Source organism: Acinetobacter lwoffii (assembly GCF_024129715.1).
In the GTDB taxonomy this organism is placed as follows: Bacteria; Pseudomonadota; Gammaproteobacteria; order Pseudomonadales; family Moraxellaceae; genus Acinetobacter; species Acinetobacter lwoffii_U.
Map to the genome: position 1 here is coordinate 88878 of NZ_JAMXXM010000008.1, position 17466 is coordinate 106343.

13 protein-coding genes, 1 pseudogene and 1 riboswitch are annotated in these 17466 nt (G+C 44.0%); of the genes and pseudogenes, 5 read left to right on the forward strand and 9 right to left on the reverse strand.

What is annotated here, in order from left to right; translation table 11 throughout:
* Positions 1 to 122 precede the first annotated feature (122 nt).
* Together NI462_RS07780 and NI462_RS07785 are read right to left on the reverse strand one after the other, a co-directional pair.
* Entirely contained in the window at positions 123 to 1925 is a 1803-nt protein-coding gene (locus tag NI462_RS07780; protein WP_004278309.1) for an acyl-CoA dehydrogenase C-terminal domain-containing protein, read from the reverse strand.
* A gap of 301 nt (positions 1926 to 2226) precedes the next feature.
* On the reverse strand, positions 2227 to 2820 hold the full coding sequence (locus tag NI462_RS07785) for a hypothetical protein (RefSeq protein ID WP_253159901.1): 594 nt from the start codon (positions 2818 to 2820) through the stop codon (positions 2227 to 2229).
* 135 nt (positions 2821 to 2955) lie between these two features.
* Between NI462_RS07785 and baeS the strand changes: the two genes are divergently transcribed.
* Together baeS and NI462_RS07795 are read left to right on the forward strand one after the other, a co-directional pair.
* Positions 2956 to 4608, forward strand: coding sequence for a sensor histidine kinase efflux regulator BaeS (gene baeS / locus NI462_RS07790; protein ID WP_253159903.1), 1653 nt, complete (start codon positions 2956 to 2958; stop codon positions 4606 to 4608).
* Between the two features lie 13 nt (positions 4609 to 4621).
* A complete protein-coding gene (locus NI462_RS07795; RefSeq protein ID WP_004278304.1) occupies positions 4622 to 5308 on the forward strand; it encodes a response regulator in 687 nt (228 codons plus the stop codon).
* A 44-nt stretch (positions 5309 to 5352) separates the two neighbouring features.
* Here the strand turns inward: NI462_RS07795 and NI462_RS07800 are convergent, their stop codons facing one another.
* From NI462_RS07800 to NI462_RS07825, 6 genes are all read right to left on the reverse strand, one after another.
* Positions 5353 to 5991 (reverse strand): hypothetical protein, encoded by a 639-nt coding sequence (locus NI462_RS07800; protein ID WP_155861719.1) that lies wholly within the window; start codon positions 5989 to 5991, stop codon positions 5353 to 5355.
* An 18-nt stretch (positions 5992 to 6009) separates the two neighbouring features.
* The gene (locus NI462_RS07805; RefSeq protein WP_253159905.1) at positions 6010 to 7455 is read right to left on the reverse strand and encodes a protein adenylyltransferase SelO; all 1446 of its coding nucleotides are present in this window, start codon (positions 7453 to 7455) and stop codon (positions 6010 to 6012) included.
* Between the two features lie 132 nt (positions 7456 to 7587).
* Positions 7588 to 8754 (reverse strand): acyl-CoA desaturase, encoded by a 1167-nt coding sequence (locus NI462_RS07810; protein WP_253159907.1) that lies wholly within the window; start codon positions 8752 to 8754, stop codon positions 7588 to 7590.
* 441 nt (positions 8755 to 9195) lie between these two features.
* Complete coding sequence (locus NI462_RS07815) at positions 9196 to 9909, reverse strand: glycerophosphodiester phosphodiesterase (protein ID WP_253159909.1); 714 nt, start codon at positions 9907 to 9909, stop codon at positions 9196 to 9198.
* A 142-nt stretch (positions 9910 to 10051) separates the two neighbouring features.
* Entirely contained in the window at positions 10052 to 10636 is a 585-nt protein-coding gene (locus NI462_RS07820; protein ID WP_253159911.1) for a cob(I)yrinic acid a,c-diamide adenosyltransferase, read from the reverse strand.
* 102 nt (positions 10637 to 10738) lie between these two features.
* Positions 10739 to 12562, reverse strand: a complete 1824-nt coding sequence (locus tag NI462_RS07825) for a TonB-dependent receptor plug domain-containing protein (protein WP_247143790.1) — start codon at positions 12560 to 12562, stop codon at positions 10739 to 10741.
* A gap of 38 nt (positions 12563 to 12600) precedes the next feature.
* Positions 12601 to 12811, reverse strand: a riboswitch (cobalamin riboswitch).
* Between the two features lie 144 nt (positions 12812 to 12955).
* Here NI462_RS07825 and NI462_RS07830 point away from each other — a divergent pair.
* Both NI462_RS07830 and trpB read left to right on the forward strand, forming a co-directional pair.
* Positions 12956 to 13600: a phosphoribosylanthranilate isomerase gene (locus NI462_RS07830; protein WP_253159913.1), complete on the forward strand. Its 645-nt coding sequence runs from the start codon at positions 12956 to 12958 to the stop codon at positions 13598 to 13600.
* A complete protein-coding gene (trpB, locus tag NI462_RS07835; protein WP_004647513.1) occupies positions 13581 to 14825 on the forward strand; it encodes a tryptophan synthase subunit beta in 1245 nt (414 codons plus the stop codon). The genes NI462_RS07830 and trpB overlap by 20 nt, the downstream gene beginning before the upstream one ends.
* Positions 14826 to 14951: 126 nt before the next feature.
* On the opposite strand, the gene NI462_RS07840 is transcribed toward trpB, so the two are convergent.
* Positions 14952 to 16592, reverse strand: coding sequence for an acyl-CoA synthetase (locus NI462_RS07840; protein WP_253159915.1), 1641 nt, complete (start codon positions 16590 to 16592; stop codon positions 14952 to 14954).
* A gap of 233 nt (positions 16593 to 16825) precedes the next feature.
* On the opposite strand from NI462_RS07840, the pseudogene NI462_RS07845 reads away from it, so the two are divergent.
* Positions 16826 to 17379, forward strand: a pseudogene (locus NI462_RS07845) (FAD-binding protein); the annotation flags it as partial.
* Between the last annotated feature and the right edge of the window lie 87 nt (positions 17380 to 17466).

Here is a 17466-nt window from a genome sequence, read left to right on the forward strand (position 1 = left end):
TAAAACACTCAAAATCTGAATGTTAGACGACTAAAGGTTAATTCTGTAACTCTTTATAAAGAAAAAGGACTGCCTGTTGATTGACCGTCCTTTTTCTGAAATGTAGCTAGTCTGAGACTAACTTAGAATGCAAAGTGTTCCGCATCCAGGTTCATCAATGGCTCTACACCTGTCGCAATCACTTCAACGTGTGAACGAACGCGTGGCAGGATTTTCTTGAAGTAGAAGCGTGCTGTCGTCACTTTGGCATTGTAGAAATCAACCTCAGTGGTGCCCGCAGCCAGTTGCTCCTGAGCAACCAATGCCATACGTGCCCATAGGTAAGCTAGAGTGACATAACCAGAGAAGTAGAGGTAATCGACTGCAGCCGCACCCACTTCTTCAGGGTTTTGCATCGCGCGCATACCAATCTGCATGGTCAGATCGCCCCATTCTTTGTTCAAGGCAGCCAATGGTTCAACGAATTCTTTCATTGCAGCATTGTCTTTGTGCGCTTCAGCAAATTTATGGATGATCTTGGTGAAGTCTTTCAACATTGCACCTTGCGTACCCAATACTTTACGGCCTAACAAGTCTAGTGCCTGAATTTCAGTGGTACCTTCGTACAAGCAGGCGATACGTGTATCACGTACGATTTGCTCCATGCCGTGCTCAGAAATAAAGCCGTGACCACCAAATACCTGTACACCGTGTTTCGCAGCTTCAGAACCGGTTTCAGTCAGGAATGCTTTTGCGATTGGTGTCAGCAATGACAGGATGTTGTCTGCAAATTTACGGTCTGCTTCTTCTGCAGCATGTTCAACCACGTCAGCATATTGTGCCAATAGATAAACCAGTGCACGACCACCTTCAGCATATGCTTTTTGCGTCAACAGCATGTTACGTACCGCAGGATGCACAATGATTGGATCTGCTTCTTTTTCTGGTGCTTTAGGACCACTTAAAGAGCGCATTGCCAGACGATCTTTTGCGTATGCAAGCGCGCCTTGGAATGAACCTTCAGATGCTGCAAGACCTTGAACTGCTGTACCGATACGTGCTGTGTTCATGAACGTGAACATGCAGTTCAAGCCGCGGTTTTCAGGTCCAATCAGGAAGCCTTTAGCATTGTCAAAGTTGATGACACAAGTCGCGTTACCATGGATACCCATCTTGTGTTCGATCGAACCACAACGTACGCCGTTACGCTCGCCAATAGAACCGTCAGCATTCAGGTTGAATTTTGGCACGATGAATAATGAGATACCTTTGGTACCTTTCGGTGCACCTGGCAGACGAGCAAGTACGATATGGATAATGTTCTCTGCCATGTCGTGTTCACCAGCAGAGATAAAGATCTTCTCGCCAGAGATTGCGTAGCTACCGTCCGCTTGTGGTTCAGCTTTGGTACGGATAATACCCAAGTCAGAACCCGCATGAGATTCAGTTAAGCACATGGTACCCGTCCATTCACCTGAAACCAGTTTAGGCAGGTAAGCGTCTTTTTGTTCAGCTGAACCATGATGTTCTAAAGTACGAACCGCACCGTGAGACAGGCCAGGGTACATGCCCCATGCCCAGTTCGCAGTACCCACCATTTCAGAAATCGCGATACCTAAAGAGTTCGGTAAGCCTTGACCGCCGTATTGTTCTTCAGCAGAAAGAGAAGGGAAGCCCAGCTCGATGTATTTTTGGTACGCTTCTTTAAAGCCAGTCGGAGTCGTAACAACGCCGTCATTCCAGGTACAGCCTTCACGGTCACCGGTCTGGTTGATCGGAGACAATTCGTTTTCACAGAAGTCGGCCGCAGCTTCTAAGTACTGATCTACCAGCTCACGGCTTACGTTTTCTTGGAATGCAGGGAGATTTGCATAGTGTTGTTCAGCATTTAATAATTCATGCAACACAAATTGCATATCACGTAAAGGCGCTTTGTATTGTGGCATATCGGTTTCCTCAATACTGGTTGAACCAGCGTTATAATCTTAGATGAACTAAAACCTGTCTTCACTGACACGGTTTGGAATGATCTAATCGTGCAACAACTTCCCCTGCGGTACAAGCTTTTCGGGGTGTTTTCTTGGTGACTGTAAAGTCAAAGATTAATCTGCATGACGCATTAAAGGTCTTGAGTATAAAGACTTTAGCCATATTTTGTAGGAAAGGAATAGTCAACTGTATGCATGAAACAGCACGCAATAAAAAAGCACCCGAAGGTGCTAGTCGTGAAGCCTTGATTCCTATGCATTAATAGGCAGAGGCTGTAGGCTGGAAGCGAACATGACATTTGCCATTGATGGTTTGTTCACCCATCTTGATCTGTGCAGCAGTCCCGTCTTTTTTGCCTTGACAGGCTTGCAGCATGGCTTGTTGATGTGCCTGACGTTGAGCGAGGCGCTGATCAAACTGTTTAGTCAATTCTGCACGTTTGGCATCCGTCAAGACTTCACCGTGCATCATGCCTCTACGCATATCAGCACGCATTGGACGATGCTCAGCTTTCATGTCGCGATGGCTTTTCATCTCTTTACGATCTGCTTTAAAGACCATCTTGCAGGTGCCGTCTATGGTTTTATCGCCAGTCTTGATTTGAACGGCCGAGCCCACAGCTTTATTGTCGCAGGCCTGTTGAAGCTGTTTGGCAAACTGCATGCGTTCTGCACGCTTTGCCTTAAACTGCTCACGCTGTTCGGGAGTTAGATGCTGTTTTTTGCCTTCATGATGTTTCATCATGTGGGGATGATCATTGCTTGGCACATTGCTGGTGGATTGACAGGCAGTCAACGCACCCATTGATAAAACACTTGCACTGATTAAAGCTATTTTTGTCATGGTTTGCATTGTATTTATCCCCGTCAAGAAGCTGATTCTATGTCAGATAAAGATTAAACAATAAAGATGAAGAAACAATGAAGAGTTTTTTGCTGCGGTGTTCGCTACAATAATGAATATAGAAGAAAAATTGAGATTTTAGTTTTGAACATTCGCCGTATTCCCATTGCATTACGTCTATTTTTGACCGTGCTGTTGACCACGTTGGTCATTACCACAGTGAGCCTGGGTGTATTGCATCTGAATATGCAGCGTAATTTCGCCCGTTATGTCGCCGATGTCGAAATGCAGAAGCTGGATTATGTGATTGAAAATCTGGCAGATGTCTATGCGGTCTATCAGGACTGGGGCAACGCGATTCAGGCACAGATTCTCCAGATGGAAGGTGAAGCCGCACCGGATGATTATGACCGTTTGTCACGCTGGTGGTTACGCCGTCAGTATGATATTGCCTTGCAGCAGCGTTATTTTCAGGAACAGACTCTGGCTCAGGTCGCACCCAGTATGGTAGATCCGGCGCTGCCACAACGTCAGGTCAATGAAGAAGAATTACGTGTGCTGGCATCTAATTTGCCTTCACAGTTTCAGCCCTTTGAAGGCTTGAAATTCCCGCTCAGCTCCAATCAGAATCTGTTTAGGGCTGATCGCAAGAATGGGGAACAGCCAGCACAGCAGCCGACCGGCAAGAAACAGTTTATCCAGATGCCGGATCGTCTTGGTCTCAGTTCACGTCTTTCTCTGTATGATGCCAAGCGTCGTTTTGTGGTCGGTGAGGCTTCGGATGAGCAGGTCTCTTATCGCCCGATTATGGTGAATAATCAGATTGTCGGCTATTTGGGCTTAAAACCGGTACTAGATCAGGATGATGCGCTCAGTATTAATTTCTTCAGTAACCAAAAGCGTTATTTATTTCTGGTTTATGCTCTCAGTATTTTGGCAAGTCTGATTGCTTCCCTGTTATTAGCGACTTATTTCAAAAAGCCGATACAACGTCTGCTCAATGGTACGCGTGCCTTGACTCAGGGAAATTATCAATATCAGGTTAAAGTAAACCGGAATGATGAATTAGGTGATTTATCCAATGAGTTAAATGCATTGGCGGTGATTCTGGATCAGCATGAAACCTCGCGCCGTCAGTGGGTGGCAGATACCTCGCATGAATTAAAAACGCCATTGGCAGTGTTGCAGGCACAGATTGAAGCGATGCAGGATGGGATTCGTAAACCAACACCTGAACATTTTTCTTCCATGCTGGCTCAGGTGAACAGCCTGAAAAAACTGACCCAAGATCTGGCCGCGCTGGCACAGGTCGATGCCCAGCAATTACAATTCTATTTTTCGACGGTGAATCCGTGGGAGGTGGTGCAGCAGGAACTCATCAACTTCCAGCCGAATTTTGAGCATGCTGAATTGACGGTCAATGCAGACGGTGAGGGGACTGAGTTAAATCTGGATCTGGATCGTTTTAAACAGATTGTGGCGAACTTGCTCAGTAACAGTATTCGCTATACTGAAGCAGGCGGGCAGGTGCATATTCATACGACACAAGATGATAAAGAATGGACCTTATATATCGATGATAGTCCGTTTGGTCTGACTGATGAACAACTGGCGCGTATTGGTGAGCGTTTCTACCGTGTCGATGATTCTCGTACCCGGGCGACTGGCGGAACCGGACTGGGTTTGGCATTATCATGTAAAATTACGCAGGCGCTGGGCGGCAGCTTAAGCTTTGCACATTCACCACTGGGTGGTTTACGATGCAAGCTGAGCTTTCCTAAACAAGTGAAACCATAAAGGAAATATATTGATGAAACATGTCATGCTGGTTGAAGATGAAATCGAACTTGCACAGTTGGTGCGAGACTATCTGGAAGCTGCTGGTTTTGAGGTCAGTATGTTTCATGATGGGCAGGAAGCATATAACAGTTTTACCCAGCGTAAACCGAGTCTGATGATTCTGGACTTGATGGTGCCGCGTATGGACGGCCTGACCATTTGCCGTAAGGTACGTGAACAGTCGGATTTACCGATTATTATGGTGACTGCACGTACTGAAGAAATTGACCGTGTGTTGGGTCTGAATATGGGTGCAGATGATTATCTCTGTAAACCATTTAGTCCGAAAGAACTGGTCGCGCGTGTACAGGCTGTGTTACGTCGTCTGGATCGTAAATCAGAACCGGAAAGCAATGATTTATTCCGTATGGACAAATCACAACAGCGCATCTGGTATCAACAAAAAGCCTTGAATTTAACGCCGACCGAATTCCGTTTACTGGAGTTATTCCTGGAACATGTCGGACAGGTATATTCACGTGCGCAATTGCTGGATCATATTAATCCGGACAGTTTTGATGTGGCTGACCGTGTCATTGACAGTCATATCAAGAATTTACGCCGTAAGATTTCAGATGCGGCTGAAACCGGTAACCGTCATGAGTGGATTCAGGCGGTGTATGGTGTGGGCTACCGTTTTGAATATCCTGAAGATTGATTAAAAAATAAATGTGGATGTTATTATTAACCATCCACATTTATTTAAACTTGTACTTTCAGAAAATATAAATCGTTAATCTGGTCCCATAAAAACTCATAGTCTTGCATGAGTGTAATATCGTTTCCGTAAGGCTTAGGAGTTCTATAACTTAATATCGTTCCTTCTTTGTACGTACTTTTATGCCTGAAATCAAAATCACGGGTATCATCCGAATATTTTATTTGGTTGCAATAGTGGGCATGATCAGTTGCGAGAATGAAATAACAAATGTCGATTCCATTTCTCTTGTAAAGTTCTAAATTTGAAAGATCTTTAAAGACATCGTAACGGTTGTTAGGTTCCCGATGGTTACTTTTCTTAAAGAATTTTAGTTCTATAGCAGCACAAGTTTGATGATCACCATCTTGATAACGAATTAAAATATCAATTCTTGCTCGCTCAGATTGACTCTTAATACTCGTTGTTTTTAAAGGTAAAAATGTTTCAAACTCTAAATGGAATTTGTCGCTTAACCTAAACTCATACAACTGCCCAAGTGTTTTTAAAATATGTCCTAATTCTAATTGGAAAGCACTTTCGTTATGTGTAATTAATCCTCCAAATGCGAGTTTGTGAGTAAGCAGCTTATATGCTGTTTCAATAATTTCATGTGTCAATTTAGTTTGATCAATTTTTTGCATGTTTTTTGAGTCTATTTATTAAGACGAACAACTCACCATCACTTCAGGCACATCACTTGGCAATGGCGCTAAATCTTCAGGCTGTTCCAAATCGGGCTGTTTCAGGTAAGGCTGACTGAGTAATTTAAACAGACGGTCTACTTCAGAAAAATCATCCCGCTCTGCCAGTTCAATGGCTTTCTGTGCCATATGATTCCGCAGAATATAATGCGGATTGGCCAGTTGCATGGCGGCATCCAATTCTTCTATATCCTGGTGTTCACGGATAGATCCATATTGCGCCAGGAATGCTTCAAACTGGCGTCGGTCCAGACAATCATCTTTAATGGCTTCACAGTCTTTATTTTGCAGACGGATAAAACTCTGGGTGTAGTCCAGTTGTTCACTTTGCAAAATTCGCAGAAAGGCCATTGCGCAGTCAAAACTGTCTTTATGGAAACTTGGCAAGCCCATTTTCTGGTTTAAACCATGTTTATAATGTTCCAAGAAGGTTGGCTCATAGTGCTCCAGACATGCAGCTAAATCCTGTTTCCATTGTTCTTTGTCATAATCGGTAGGGCAGAGCGGCACCAGATTATTTAACCATTGCCATAAATTCCAATGCCCAATACTCGGCTGCTGCTGATAGGTATAACGACCTTGATAATCCGAGTGGTTATTGATCCAATTCGGACGGAAGCGCTCCATAAAGCCATAAGGACCAAAGTCCAAAGTTGAACCGGTAATATTCAGGTTGTCGGTATTCATCACGCCATGTGCAAAACCGACCAGTTGCCATTTGGTAATCATCACCGCAGTGCGCTGAATAACTTTGGTGGCAAAGCTCAGAATCGGCTGTTCGGCTTGCAGACATTCCGGATAATGCCATTCGATACATTTCTGGGTAAATTCAGCCAGCAGATCTGGCTGATACTGATTGATCCATTCAAAATGCCCGAAACGGATATGACAGTCAGAAGTACGCAGCATCATCGCGCCCGGCTCTAGCTTCTCACGCTGAATACCTTGCATTGATGAAGTAAAACCGACTGCATTACTGGATGCCACACCCAAGGCATTTAAGGCATGGCCCGCCAGATACTCACGAATAACTGAACGCAGTACGGCACGACCATCGCCCATGCGTGAATAAGGCGTAGACCCAGCACCTTTTAAATGCAGGTCAATGGTCTGCTGCTTCTGATCTAGAATCTGCGCAATCAACAACCCGCGACCATCTCCCAATTGTCCTGCCCATTGTCCAAACTGATGGCCTGCATAGACCATAGCCAAAGGTTCAAACTCAGCAAAGACTTTCTGACCGCTACAAATCTCGACCCATTGCGCCTTGTCTTCATTCGACCATTGCAGTTGCTCTGCCAATGCTGCATTAAAATGTCCAGCTTTTGCACCTTTTAATGGAAGCGGAACTTGATGGTGATAGAGGCGAGCAGGTAGGGTTTGATAGCGAGAGTTAAAATACATGGCATCGGTACAGGATTGGAATACATGAACTATAACAAAGATAGATGTATAAAACTGTTGTATAAGCGAGAGTTCACGTTATCTTTCGGGCATAAAAAAAGCCCCAATCGGGGCTTTAATGTTCAACAGCTTTTATTGAGAAACTGCAGATTTTTTCAGATTACGAACCAGTAGATTCAAGGTTTGACGATGATGGGAAAGACGCTGTTCAACCAGCTGGAATTCAACTTTCAGCTTGTCATCCATCTGATGGATTTTTTCAGCCATAGACGCTTTCTTGACCTGAATTTCCTGTTCTTTTAACTTCGCCCAGTCATTTAAAGTTTGGGTAAAAGCATCATATTCCTGTGCGATCTTGGTTTTTACCGCCGAGATATCTTCAGAAACATCATGGCCATATACCGCAAGATCTTGTTCGGCATATTTAAACTTCATCGCCAATTCCGCTTTTTTGATATTAAAGCTAGGAATACGGCGCAAGTTTTTTGCTAAACCGAGTTTAGAACAAGTCCAGATCAACCACTTGGTTGGATCGTACTGCCACCATTTCACGCCGTTACGGTAATCGTATTGGAAAATGTGGTGATAGTTATGATAACCCTCACCCCAAGTTGCAACCGCGAGTACGAAGTTGTCACGTGCAGTATTTTCGTCGGTATAAGGACGATTTCCCCACATGTGGCACAGTGAGTTAATGAAGAAGGTTACATGATGGCTCAGGATTAAACGCATTAATCCACCCAATAGCAACACGCCCCATACATCGCCGACTGCCCAGCCAATTGGCAATAAAATCGTAGCATGAACAGCAATCACTAAAGGAACGTAGTATTTGTCCTGAAACATCACCACTTTGTCTTTTAACAGATCTGGCGCATTTTTATAGTTGGCAGCACCAGATGGATAATCACGTAACATCCAGCCAATATGTGCATACCAGAAGCCTTTATTGATCGAGTACGGGTCTTGATCAACATCATCGACATGACGGTGATGGGTACGGTGACCAGATGCCCAGAATAAAATACTATTCTGTACAGCAAATGTACCCATAATCATCAAGATGATTTTTAATGGTAAAGTGGCTTCATAAGCACGATGTGCCCACAGGCGATGGTATCCTGCTGTAATGCCGAGGCTGCTTACGCCCAGTAAAACAAACATACTGATCCAAGCGGCAGCGCTAAAATCATGGTGATACGCATACAACGGAATCGCGATCAGGGCTACAATCGGTAAGAATACCAATGCAAACACAGCAATCCAGTTGATGGGGGCTTTGGGTAAGGGAGCATTCATCTCCAACAGCACTCCTAGAACCTCGGAAGGTATAACAAAAAGCAGAAACTACTGTTGGTTTTAACAGCAGCCTATCTTGTCCATATTAGCATGTGCCCTAAGGCATCACTAGCATTATTGTACGGTTGTATTGTACTTGTCGGTAACAAAATTAGTAGGGCAGAAGTGACCATTTTGCGAGCGTAGACAGGCTCTGATTTCCGACTAAGTAACTGAGGATTATCACTCTTTCAGGAAATTGAAACCGAATGAATCAGATAAAAATCGTTGTTCATAATTTGTACAATATTATTAGGGAATTTGCAGAATATACGTGTTGGGCAACTTAATCTCACTTTCAAATAAAATCTGATTAAGGAAGATTCACACTTTCATTATTGCGTTATCGACATGGACTGGATCAAGAAATACCTAGATCAATCAAGGCTAAGAGAGGTTGTCTTAGAGTTGTTGTAGCATCAGTTTTGGATAATCGGTAATCAGTCCCTGAATACCCCAATCTCGCAGCTGTTTGGCACGGGTGACATCATTGACTGTCCAGACACTGATATTCAACTCGGCAGCCTGCGTGGCTTGAATCAGGTCTTTACTGGCCAGTTCATCCATCCAGCCAATATGACAGCATCCCAGTTCCAGCGCCTGATCAATAGCTTGATGTTTGACATCGGTTTCAACCAATAAACCGCGTTTTAAACGTGAGTTTTGCTGTTTGAAAGCATCCAAAATTTTGGCATCAAAGCTGGTAATAATGGCTGCTTGTTCATAGCCTTGCAGTTGTTGTTCGACTTCAAACGCGATTTTTTCAGCTGCCTCTTCAGATGCTACGCTTTTAATTTCGACTTCAATATGCTCAAAATTTCGAATGACATTTAAGGTTTGATCGAGCAGTGGGGTTGCTTCGATTTTATTCCATTCTGACCAGGCCATTGCGTGATTATATTGGGTAAGATCTTGACGGTTACACTCGTATAGATGCTTCTGCAAACCGGTGGTACGCACAAAGTCGTCATCATGCATGATGATTAAGGCATTGTCTTTGAGCTGACGGACATCAAACTCAACGGCGCGAATGCCAATCTCCTGAATATATTGAAAACCGCCCAAGGTATTTTCAGGGGCTTCGCCACGTGCACCACGATGACCAATTATGCGCATAAGATGCTCATGAGTGGGAAAGTTAAGTTCATTTTGCGAGGGCTACGTGACAGAAGAGTGACACTTTCTATTTTCGTCAGATGTTCTGTAAAATCAAGAGACATCTGACGTGTATTTTTAGATAGCAACTTGAAACATAATTTTACTTTTCGATGCTGTCATTGATATTTTTTTGCCACAGCACTTCGGAACCGCCCTCAGCACGTTGCAGGGTACGTGATGCTACAAATAACCAGTCCGATAAACGATTAAGTAGTTGCAGTGACGCTGCCTGAATATTTTGGTCACGGTGATGTACCGACATGACGCTGCGTTCTGCACGACGGCAAACAGCGCGGGCCTGATGGGCAAAGCTACACACCAGCGTTCCGGTAGGCAAAATAAAGTCTTTTAACATCGGCAAAGCTTCATTCATGCGGTCGATATCATTTTCCAGAAACTCAATTGATACCGGTTGCACCAGATTAAAACCTGGAATACAGACTTCACCACCAAGATCGAATAACCAGTGTTGGATCAGGCTTAAAGATTTATCCCAAGCGGCTTGATCTTCAATGTTACTTGCTGAAATTTGTGCACGTAATACGCCAATCACGGCATTCAGTTCATCGACATCACCCAGCGCGGTAATACGCAAGTCATCTTTGGCAACGCGTGAGCCATCACCAAGCCCTGTAGTACCCGAATCGCCTGTGCGCGTGTAGATTTTACTTAAACGGTGGCCCATATGTGTTCCTTGAATTTTTAATGAAGATAATAAAAAAGGATAATGTCGGTCATAACATTATCCATAAACTGCGCTGTTTTAAAGTTTTTTGCTGTTTAGAGCTTAGTATTTAAAAGTGATTCCAATAGAAGCGAGGCGGTCACTGGCAATGTAATAAGATGTGGCATCATTAAATGCTGTTTTGTAATTGGTATCACCTAGGTTACGAATATTCACAAAGGTTTTTAAGTGAGGATTCACTTGCCAATAGGCATTCATATCAATGACTGCATAGCCTGGAATAAGGCCTTTATCCTCCTTAGATTTACCTTTAGCTACTAAAGACGTGGACGCACCATACTGACCATTATCCCAACCCAAGGTTAGGTTGAAGTTTTGGCGTGGGCGATTTGGCAAATCTTTATCTTTATCATCGTTCTTAGCTTGAATATACGCATATTCAGCATTGGCATAGAAGTCATCTTGTGTCAATTTTAAACCCAATTCAGCACCATTAAAGGTGGCGCTGTCCATATTTTCAAATACCCAGTTGGTATCTCCGTTAGAGACCATAATATTGTCGACTTGGGTTTGAAAAGCAGAACCGTATAATGTCATTGATGGGGTGATTAGATGATCAAAACCAATTTCATAAGATACACTTTCTTCTGGTTGTAGGTCAGGATTACCGCCCCACCAAGCGGGTTCACTAATAATTTGCCCGACAACTGGGGCACGAAATGCTGTTCCGACATTGGCATAAATACTTGATGTATGGCTTAGGGTATGTCGAACAGCGAGTTGTCCTACACTATGTGTACCAAATTGCTGATTGTCTTCAACTCGAATACCCGCTTGGGTGCTGATGACATCATTTTGATATTGGTGCTGTAAATAATAGCCAGTGCTATCATTTTCATCTTTAAAGGTGTTTAAACTTTCAGCTTCTGTCTTATTGTAATGTACACCCGCAAGAAGTTTATGCTCGGCGTTGATTTGCCATTGAATATTGGAATCTATTTCTTGTTGTTCAGTGATTACAGTCGATGGATAAGCGCTTTGTACAATTACGTATTCATCTTCAAATTGTGATAGGCGAGTTTCCCACACTAAATTTGGATTAAGCTTAAAATAACCTTTAATATTATAAAGGCGATTGGTGAAATCATAAGCTTCTGGTGCACCATAAGAGAAGTAGTCGCCGTGACCTTCATTTTCTTTAAATTCCGCTGACAATCCAAAGTTGTCTTGATCAACGCCTAATTTCGCTGAATAGCCCTTTTGATCGAAACCTGCTTTTTTAGATTGATTGCTAATAATTTGGTCACCATCTGTTTCTAGGCGTTGCCCACGAATTTGGGCGTAATAGCCATTTTCAGCAGCATCAATACCGACAAGTGATTTGTAGGTATTTTTTTCACCGACTTCGACCGTTGTAAACGCACTATTTTCTGTCGGTGTTTTGGAAATGAGTTGAATTACACCTCCAATTGCATCAGTACCGTATTGTACCGATGCAGGGCCTTTTAGAATTTCAATTTGCTTAATGTCTGTCGTATCAATTAAATGTAAATTTGTACCTGCAACAGTTGCGGTATTGGAGCGCATACCATCTTGTAAAATTAAGGTATGTGCGGCATTGCTGCCACGTAAGAAAATTGAAGCTGGTTGACCATAGCCACCCACTTGTTTAACTGATAGCGCTGCTTCTTTCGTTAATAAAGAAGGTAAGTCAGCAATAGGGGATTGTTGAATCGTTTTTTCATCAAGCACATTTAGACGCATCGGCACATTTTCAATATTTTGTTCGCTGCGTGATGCCGTGACCACAATGGTATCTAAAGATGCTTTCGCAACTTCTTGCTCGTTAGCAAAAACAGATGAAGTGGTACCCAATGCAAGTGCGATCGCACCTACCAAGGCAGTAGGTTGACAATGAAGTGACATGTTAAAGCTCCCTACATTCACTTCCCCGTGAATGATTGAGTTATAGAACACAACAAGCAGGTTTCCGGACTTAAATGTGCAAAGCAGCGACTTTGCTGTATATCCACCTTCCCACATCAAGATGCAGTGGTGTAAACCGAAGAGTTTAAATTGATAGACGTTTCATTTTTTACCGTTGCGGGGGCAGTGCTGGATTTACACCAGCTTCCCTAAAGCCTGAAGGCTTGGACTTGCTGCAAGGTGAGCGCAGTATAAAGTTTGTATGCCTTATAAACAATCTGCATCGAGAATAATCCGGATGAACTTCACGCAAGTCGGATAATTTGCATTACAATGATTTGCCCCAATCTTATAGATTGTTCAATACATTGGTAGATCTAGAGCCAACATAATATGCGAACCCGTGCCAAAATTTGTGGAATTACCCGAGTCGAAGATGTACATGCCGTAGTCAATGCTGGCTGTGACGCGATAGGATTTGTATTTTATCCCCCGAGTCCGCGTCATGTCACTTTAGAGCAGGCTGAAATCCTGATCCGGGCGATTCCGGCGTATGTGCAGGCCGTAGGTTTATTTGTGAATAGTCATGCAGATGAAATTCAGGATATTCTGAAAACCGTTCCACTGGATATTTTACAATTTCATGGCGATGAAACACCTGAACAGTGTCAGGCTATCGCCCAGCAGGTCGGACGCCGTTGGTATAAAGCCATTCAGGTAAAACCTGATCTGGATGCAGTCGCAGAAATTCAAGGTTATCAAGATGCAGGCGCAAGCGCAGTGCTATTAGATGCATGGCATCCTGATCTGAAAGGTGGCACAGGGCACAGCTTCGATTGGGACACATTTCCCAAACTCAATATTCCCTTGATCTTGGCAGGCGGTTTAAATCCTGACAATATCGAACAGGCAATTCTCACCACACAGGCTTATGCCGTGGATGTGAGTGGCGGTGTCGAGTCCGCAAAAGGTATTAAAGACCAACAACTCATAGAACGCTTTATGCAAGGAGTCCATCGTGGATCAGCAAAGTACTAGCCAGAACAGTCAGGCAGTTGACTATACCCAATTCCCGGATGAACGCGGGCATTTCGGTATTCATGGCGGACGTTTTGTGTCAGAAACACTCATGGCGGCTTTAGAAGACTTGGAAAAGCTCTATTTCCGTATGAAAGATGATGCGCAGTTTTTGGCAGAATTTGACCGTGACATGGCGTTTTACGTCGGTCGTCCGAGTCCTTTATATCATGCTGAACGATGGTCGAAAGAGTTGGGTGGCGCACAGATTTACCTGAAACGTGAAGATCTGAACCATACCGGTTCGCACAAAGTAAATAATACAATTGGTCAGGCCTTACTGGCGAAACTTTCTGGCAAGAAACGGATTATTGCCGAAACAGGGGCAGGCCAGCACGGTGTAGCAACGGCAACGATTGCAGCACGTTTAGGTCTTGAATGCGTAGTATTCATGGGCGCAGACGATGTTAAACGTCAGGCGATGAACGTCTACCGTATGCGTTTATTAGGCGCGACGGTTGTGCCGGTAGAAAGTGGCTCTAAAACCTTAAAAGATGCCATGAATGAAGCCATGCGTGATTGGGTGACCAATGTTGATTCAACTTATTACGTGATTGGTACTGTGGCAGGCCCACATCCATATCCGCAACTGGTTCGTGATTTCCAGTCGATCATCGGTCGTGAAGCACGCCGTCAGATTCTGGAACAGGCTGGCCGTTTACCAGATGCCCTAGTGGCATGTGTCGGTGGTGGATCCAATGCCATGGGCTTGTTCTATCCATTCCTGAATGACCAAGATGTGAAAATGTATGGTGTTGAAGCAGCAGGTCATGGGATTGAATCAGGCAAGCACTCTGCGCCGTTGAATGCCGGTCATGTCGGTGTCCTGCATGGTAACCGAACTTACCTGATGTCGGATGCGCAAGGCCAGATCATCGAAACCCATTCAATTTCTGCAGGTCTGGATTATCCAGGTGTGGGTCCGGAACATAGTTTTCTGAAAGATATGGATCGTGTTAAATACGTACCAATTAATGACCAAGAAGCGCTACAAGGTTTCCGCGACTTGACCAAGATTGAAGGTATTATTCCGGCGTTGGAAAGCGCACACGCCATGGCATACGTGACCAAACTTGCACCGACCATGGACAAGGATCAAATTATTCTTGCGACGGTTTCAGGTCGTGGTGATAAGGACTTGATGACCGTTGCCCGTATTGATGGCGTGGAAATGGTAGAGATGTAAGTTCCTTAAAGTCCTCTCCTTATAGGAGAGGGTTTGGGGGAGGTTATTTCAAATAAAAATCGTGCTAAGTTTTCTTAGCACGATTTTTATTTGAGTAGATTTTGAAAAAAATATAATTGTATGCGGTTAAGAGAACTCACCTTGCGCACGCTCTTTGGCCCATTCACGTAAAACAAATTTCTGTAATTTTCCGGTCGAGGTTTTTGGAATTTCGGTAATCACCACATCCTTAGGCACTTTAAAACGGGCCAGATGTTCACGGCAGAATTCCATAATTTCTTCTTCTGTGGCCTGGGTACCTTCTTTGAGTTCAATAAAAGCACAAGGAACTTCCTGCCAGCGTGGATCAGGTTTGGCGACTACCGCCGCAGTCAGCACTGCCGGATGTTGATACAGCACTTCCTCGACTTCAAGCGATGAAATATTTTCTCCGCCAGAAATAATCACATCTTTGGAACGGTCGGTAATTTTGGCATAACCATCCGGTTGGCATACCGCCAGATCTCCCGTATGGAACCATCCACCAGCAAAGGCTTCTGCTGTCGCCTCAGGATTTTTCAGATAACCTTTCATCACGATATTGCCACGGAACATGATTTCACCCATGGTCTGACCATCATGTGGCACTTCCTGCATGGTGTCCGGATCAAGCACTTTCATGCCATCTTGCAATGGATAAGGTACGCCTTGACGTGAATGTAACTGTGCTTGTTCCTGAATGGATAAATCACTCCATCCAGCCTGAGATGCGCACAGCGCAGAAGGGCCATAGGTTTCAGTCAAGCCGTAAACATGCGTTACGTTAATACCGATATTGCGCATGCCTTCAATAATTGCTGCTGGAGGTGCGGCACCCGCCACCATCACTTCGACACGATGATCAATTTTGGTCTTTTTCTCTTCAGGTGCGTTAATCAGCATTGACAAGACAATCGGTGCCCCACAGAAGTAATCGACTTTATGTTCAGCAATCAGTTTAAAGATCAGTTCAGCATCGACTTTACGCAAGCAAACGTTGGTTCCGCCATTGGCCGCCATGGTCCAGACAAAGCACCAGCCATTACAGTGGAACAGCGGCAGTGTCCATAAATAGGTAGCGCGTGGTGTCATGCCACAGGCGATAATATTACTGGCTGCGTTAATATAGGCACCACGATGATGATAGACCACGCCTTTCGGGTTGCCTGTGGTTCCAGAGGTATAGCTTAAGCTGATGGCATCCCATTCATCTTGAGGTAAATGCCATTCAAAATTTGCATCGCCTTGCGCAATCCAGTCTTCATATTCGATTTGACCAATACGCTGGTCTTCGCCTTCAAACTCTGCATCGGCCACATCAATCACATAAATGTCTTGTGAAATTAGAGTAAGAGCTTCTGTGGCAAGCGCAGTAAATTCAGGATCGACCAATAAAACTTTGCTTTCAGCATGTTCCAGCATGAAGGCAAGGGTCTTGGCATCCAGACGGGTATTTAAAGTATTCAGGACTGCGCCTGTCATCGGTACAGCAAAATGTGCTTCGATCATGGCAGGGACGTTAGGCAGCAGGACAGACACAGTATCATTTTTACCGATGCCTAATTTTTGGAGTTGGTTGGCAAACTGACGACAACGGTTGTATTTCTCACGCCAGGTGATCCGGCGCTTACCGTGAATAATCGCGTTCTGATTTGGATAGATATAAGCTGCACGATCAAGATAGCGTAAAGGTGATAAGGCTACAAAATTCGCGGGGGTACGCGGTAATTCATCATATGCGCTAACCATTGTAAAACTCCGTTCTATATTTATTTTCATATCCTGTTGAAAAGATATGTATTTCTCAGAAATCTTGCATTTATGCTTTAGTCGAGTACGATTTTACAAATTTTAAGTATTTGAATATTAATAAAAATATTTAACCCTACTTAAATGTTCTGAACGCATGGGTTCCCAAGTTTGATTTTTTAGGTATTTTACTCTAGTTGAATCATTAAAATAATATGAGCCAGAGAATAATAATGAAAATACAACAGGCGAATGACGTCTGGCGAAACTGGTCGGGGAGCCAGTCCAGCGCTGCTCGGATTGTTCAGCCCAGCCAGATCAGTGAATTACAAAGTTTGGTGAAGACCCATGCACACATTCGTGCAGTGGGTGCAGGACATTCCTTTAGCCCATTGGCCAAAACAGATGAAATCTTGCTTAATCTCGACCAGTTCAAAGGAGTCGTTGCTTTTGATCAAGAGAAAACCCAATGCACCGTGCGGGCCGGTACGCGTTTATATGATTTGGGGGAATATTTGACGCCGATCAATCAGACTTTAATTAATCAGGGCGATATAGACCAGCAAAGTCTGGCTGGAGCGATTTCTACCGGAACGCATGGCACGGGCATCGATTTACCTTGCATATCCGCTTTTGTGGAAGGCTTTGAATTACTGACTGCAGCGGGAGAGCTGCTGCAATGCGACGCCCAGCAGAATACCGAGATATTTCAGGCTGGACGGGTAGCGCTGGGTAGTTGGGGGTGTTGACCAAAATTACCCTGCAAAATCGGCCACGCTATAAATTAGATCTCTTGCGAAAGTAAAAAATTGTTTATACTAGCCCCATGAAATATGAAAATTTAACTAGATTTAATGATGGGGAATTTAAACGA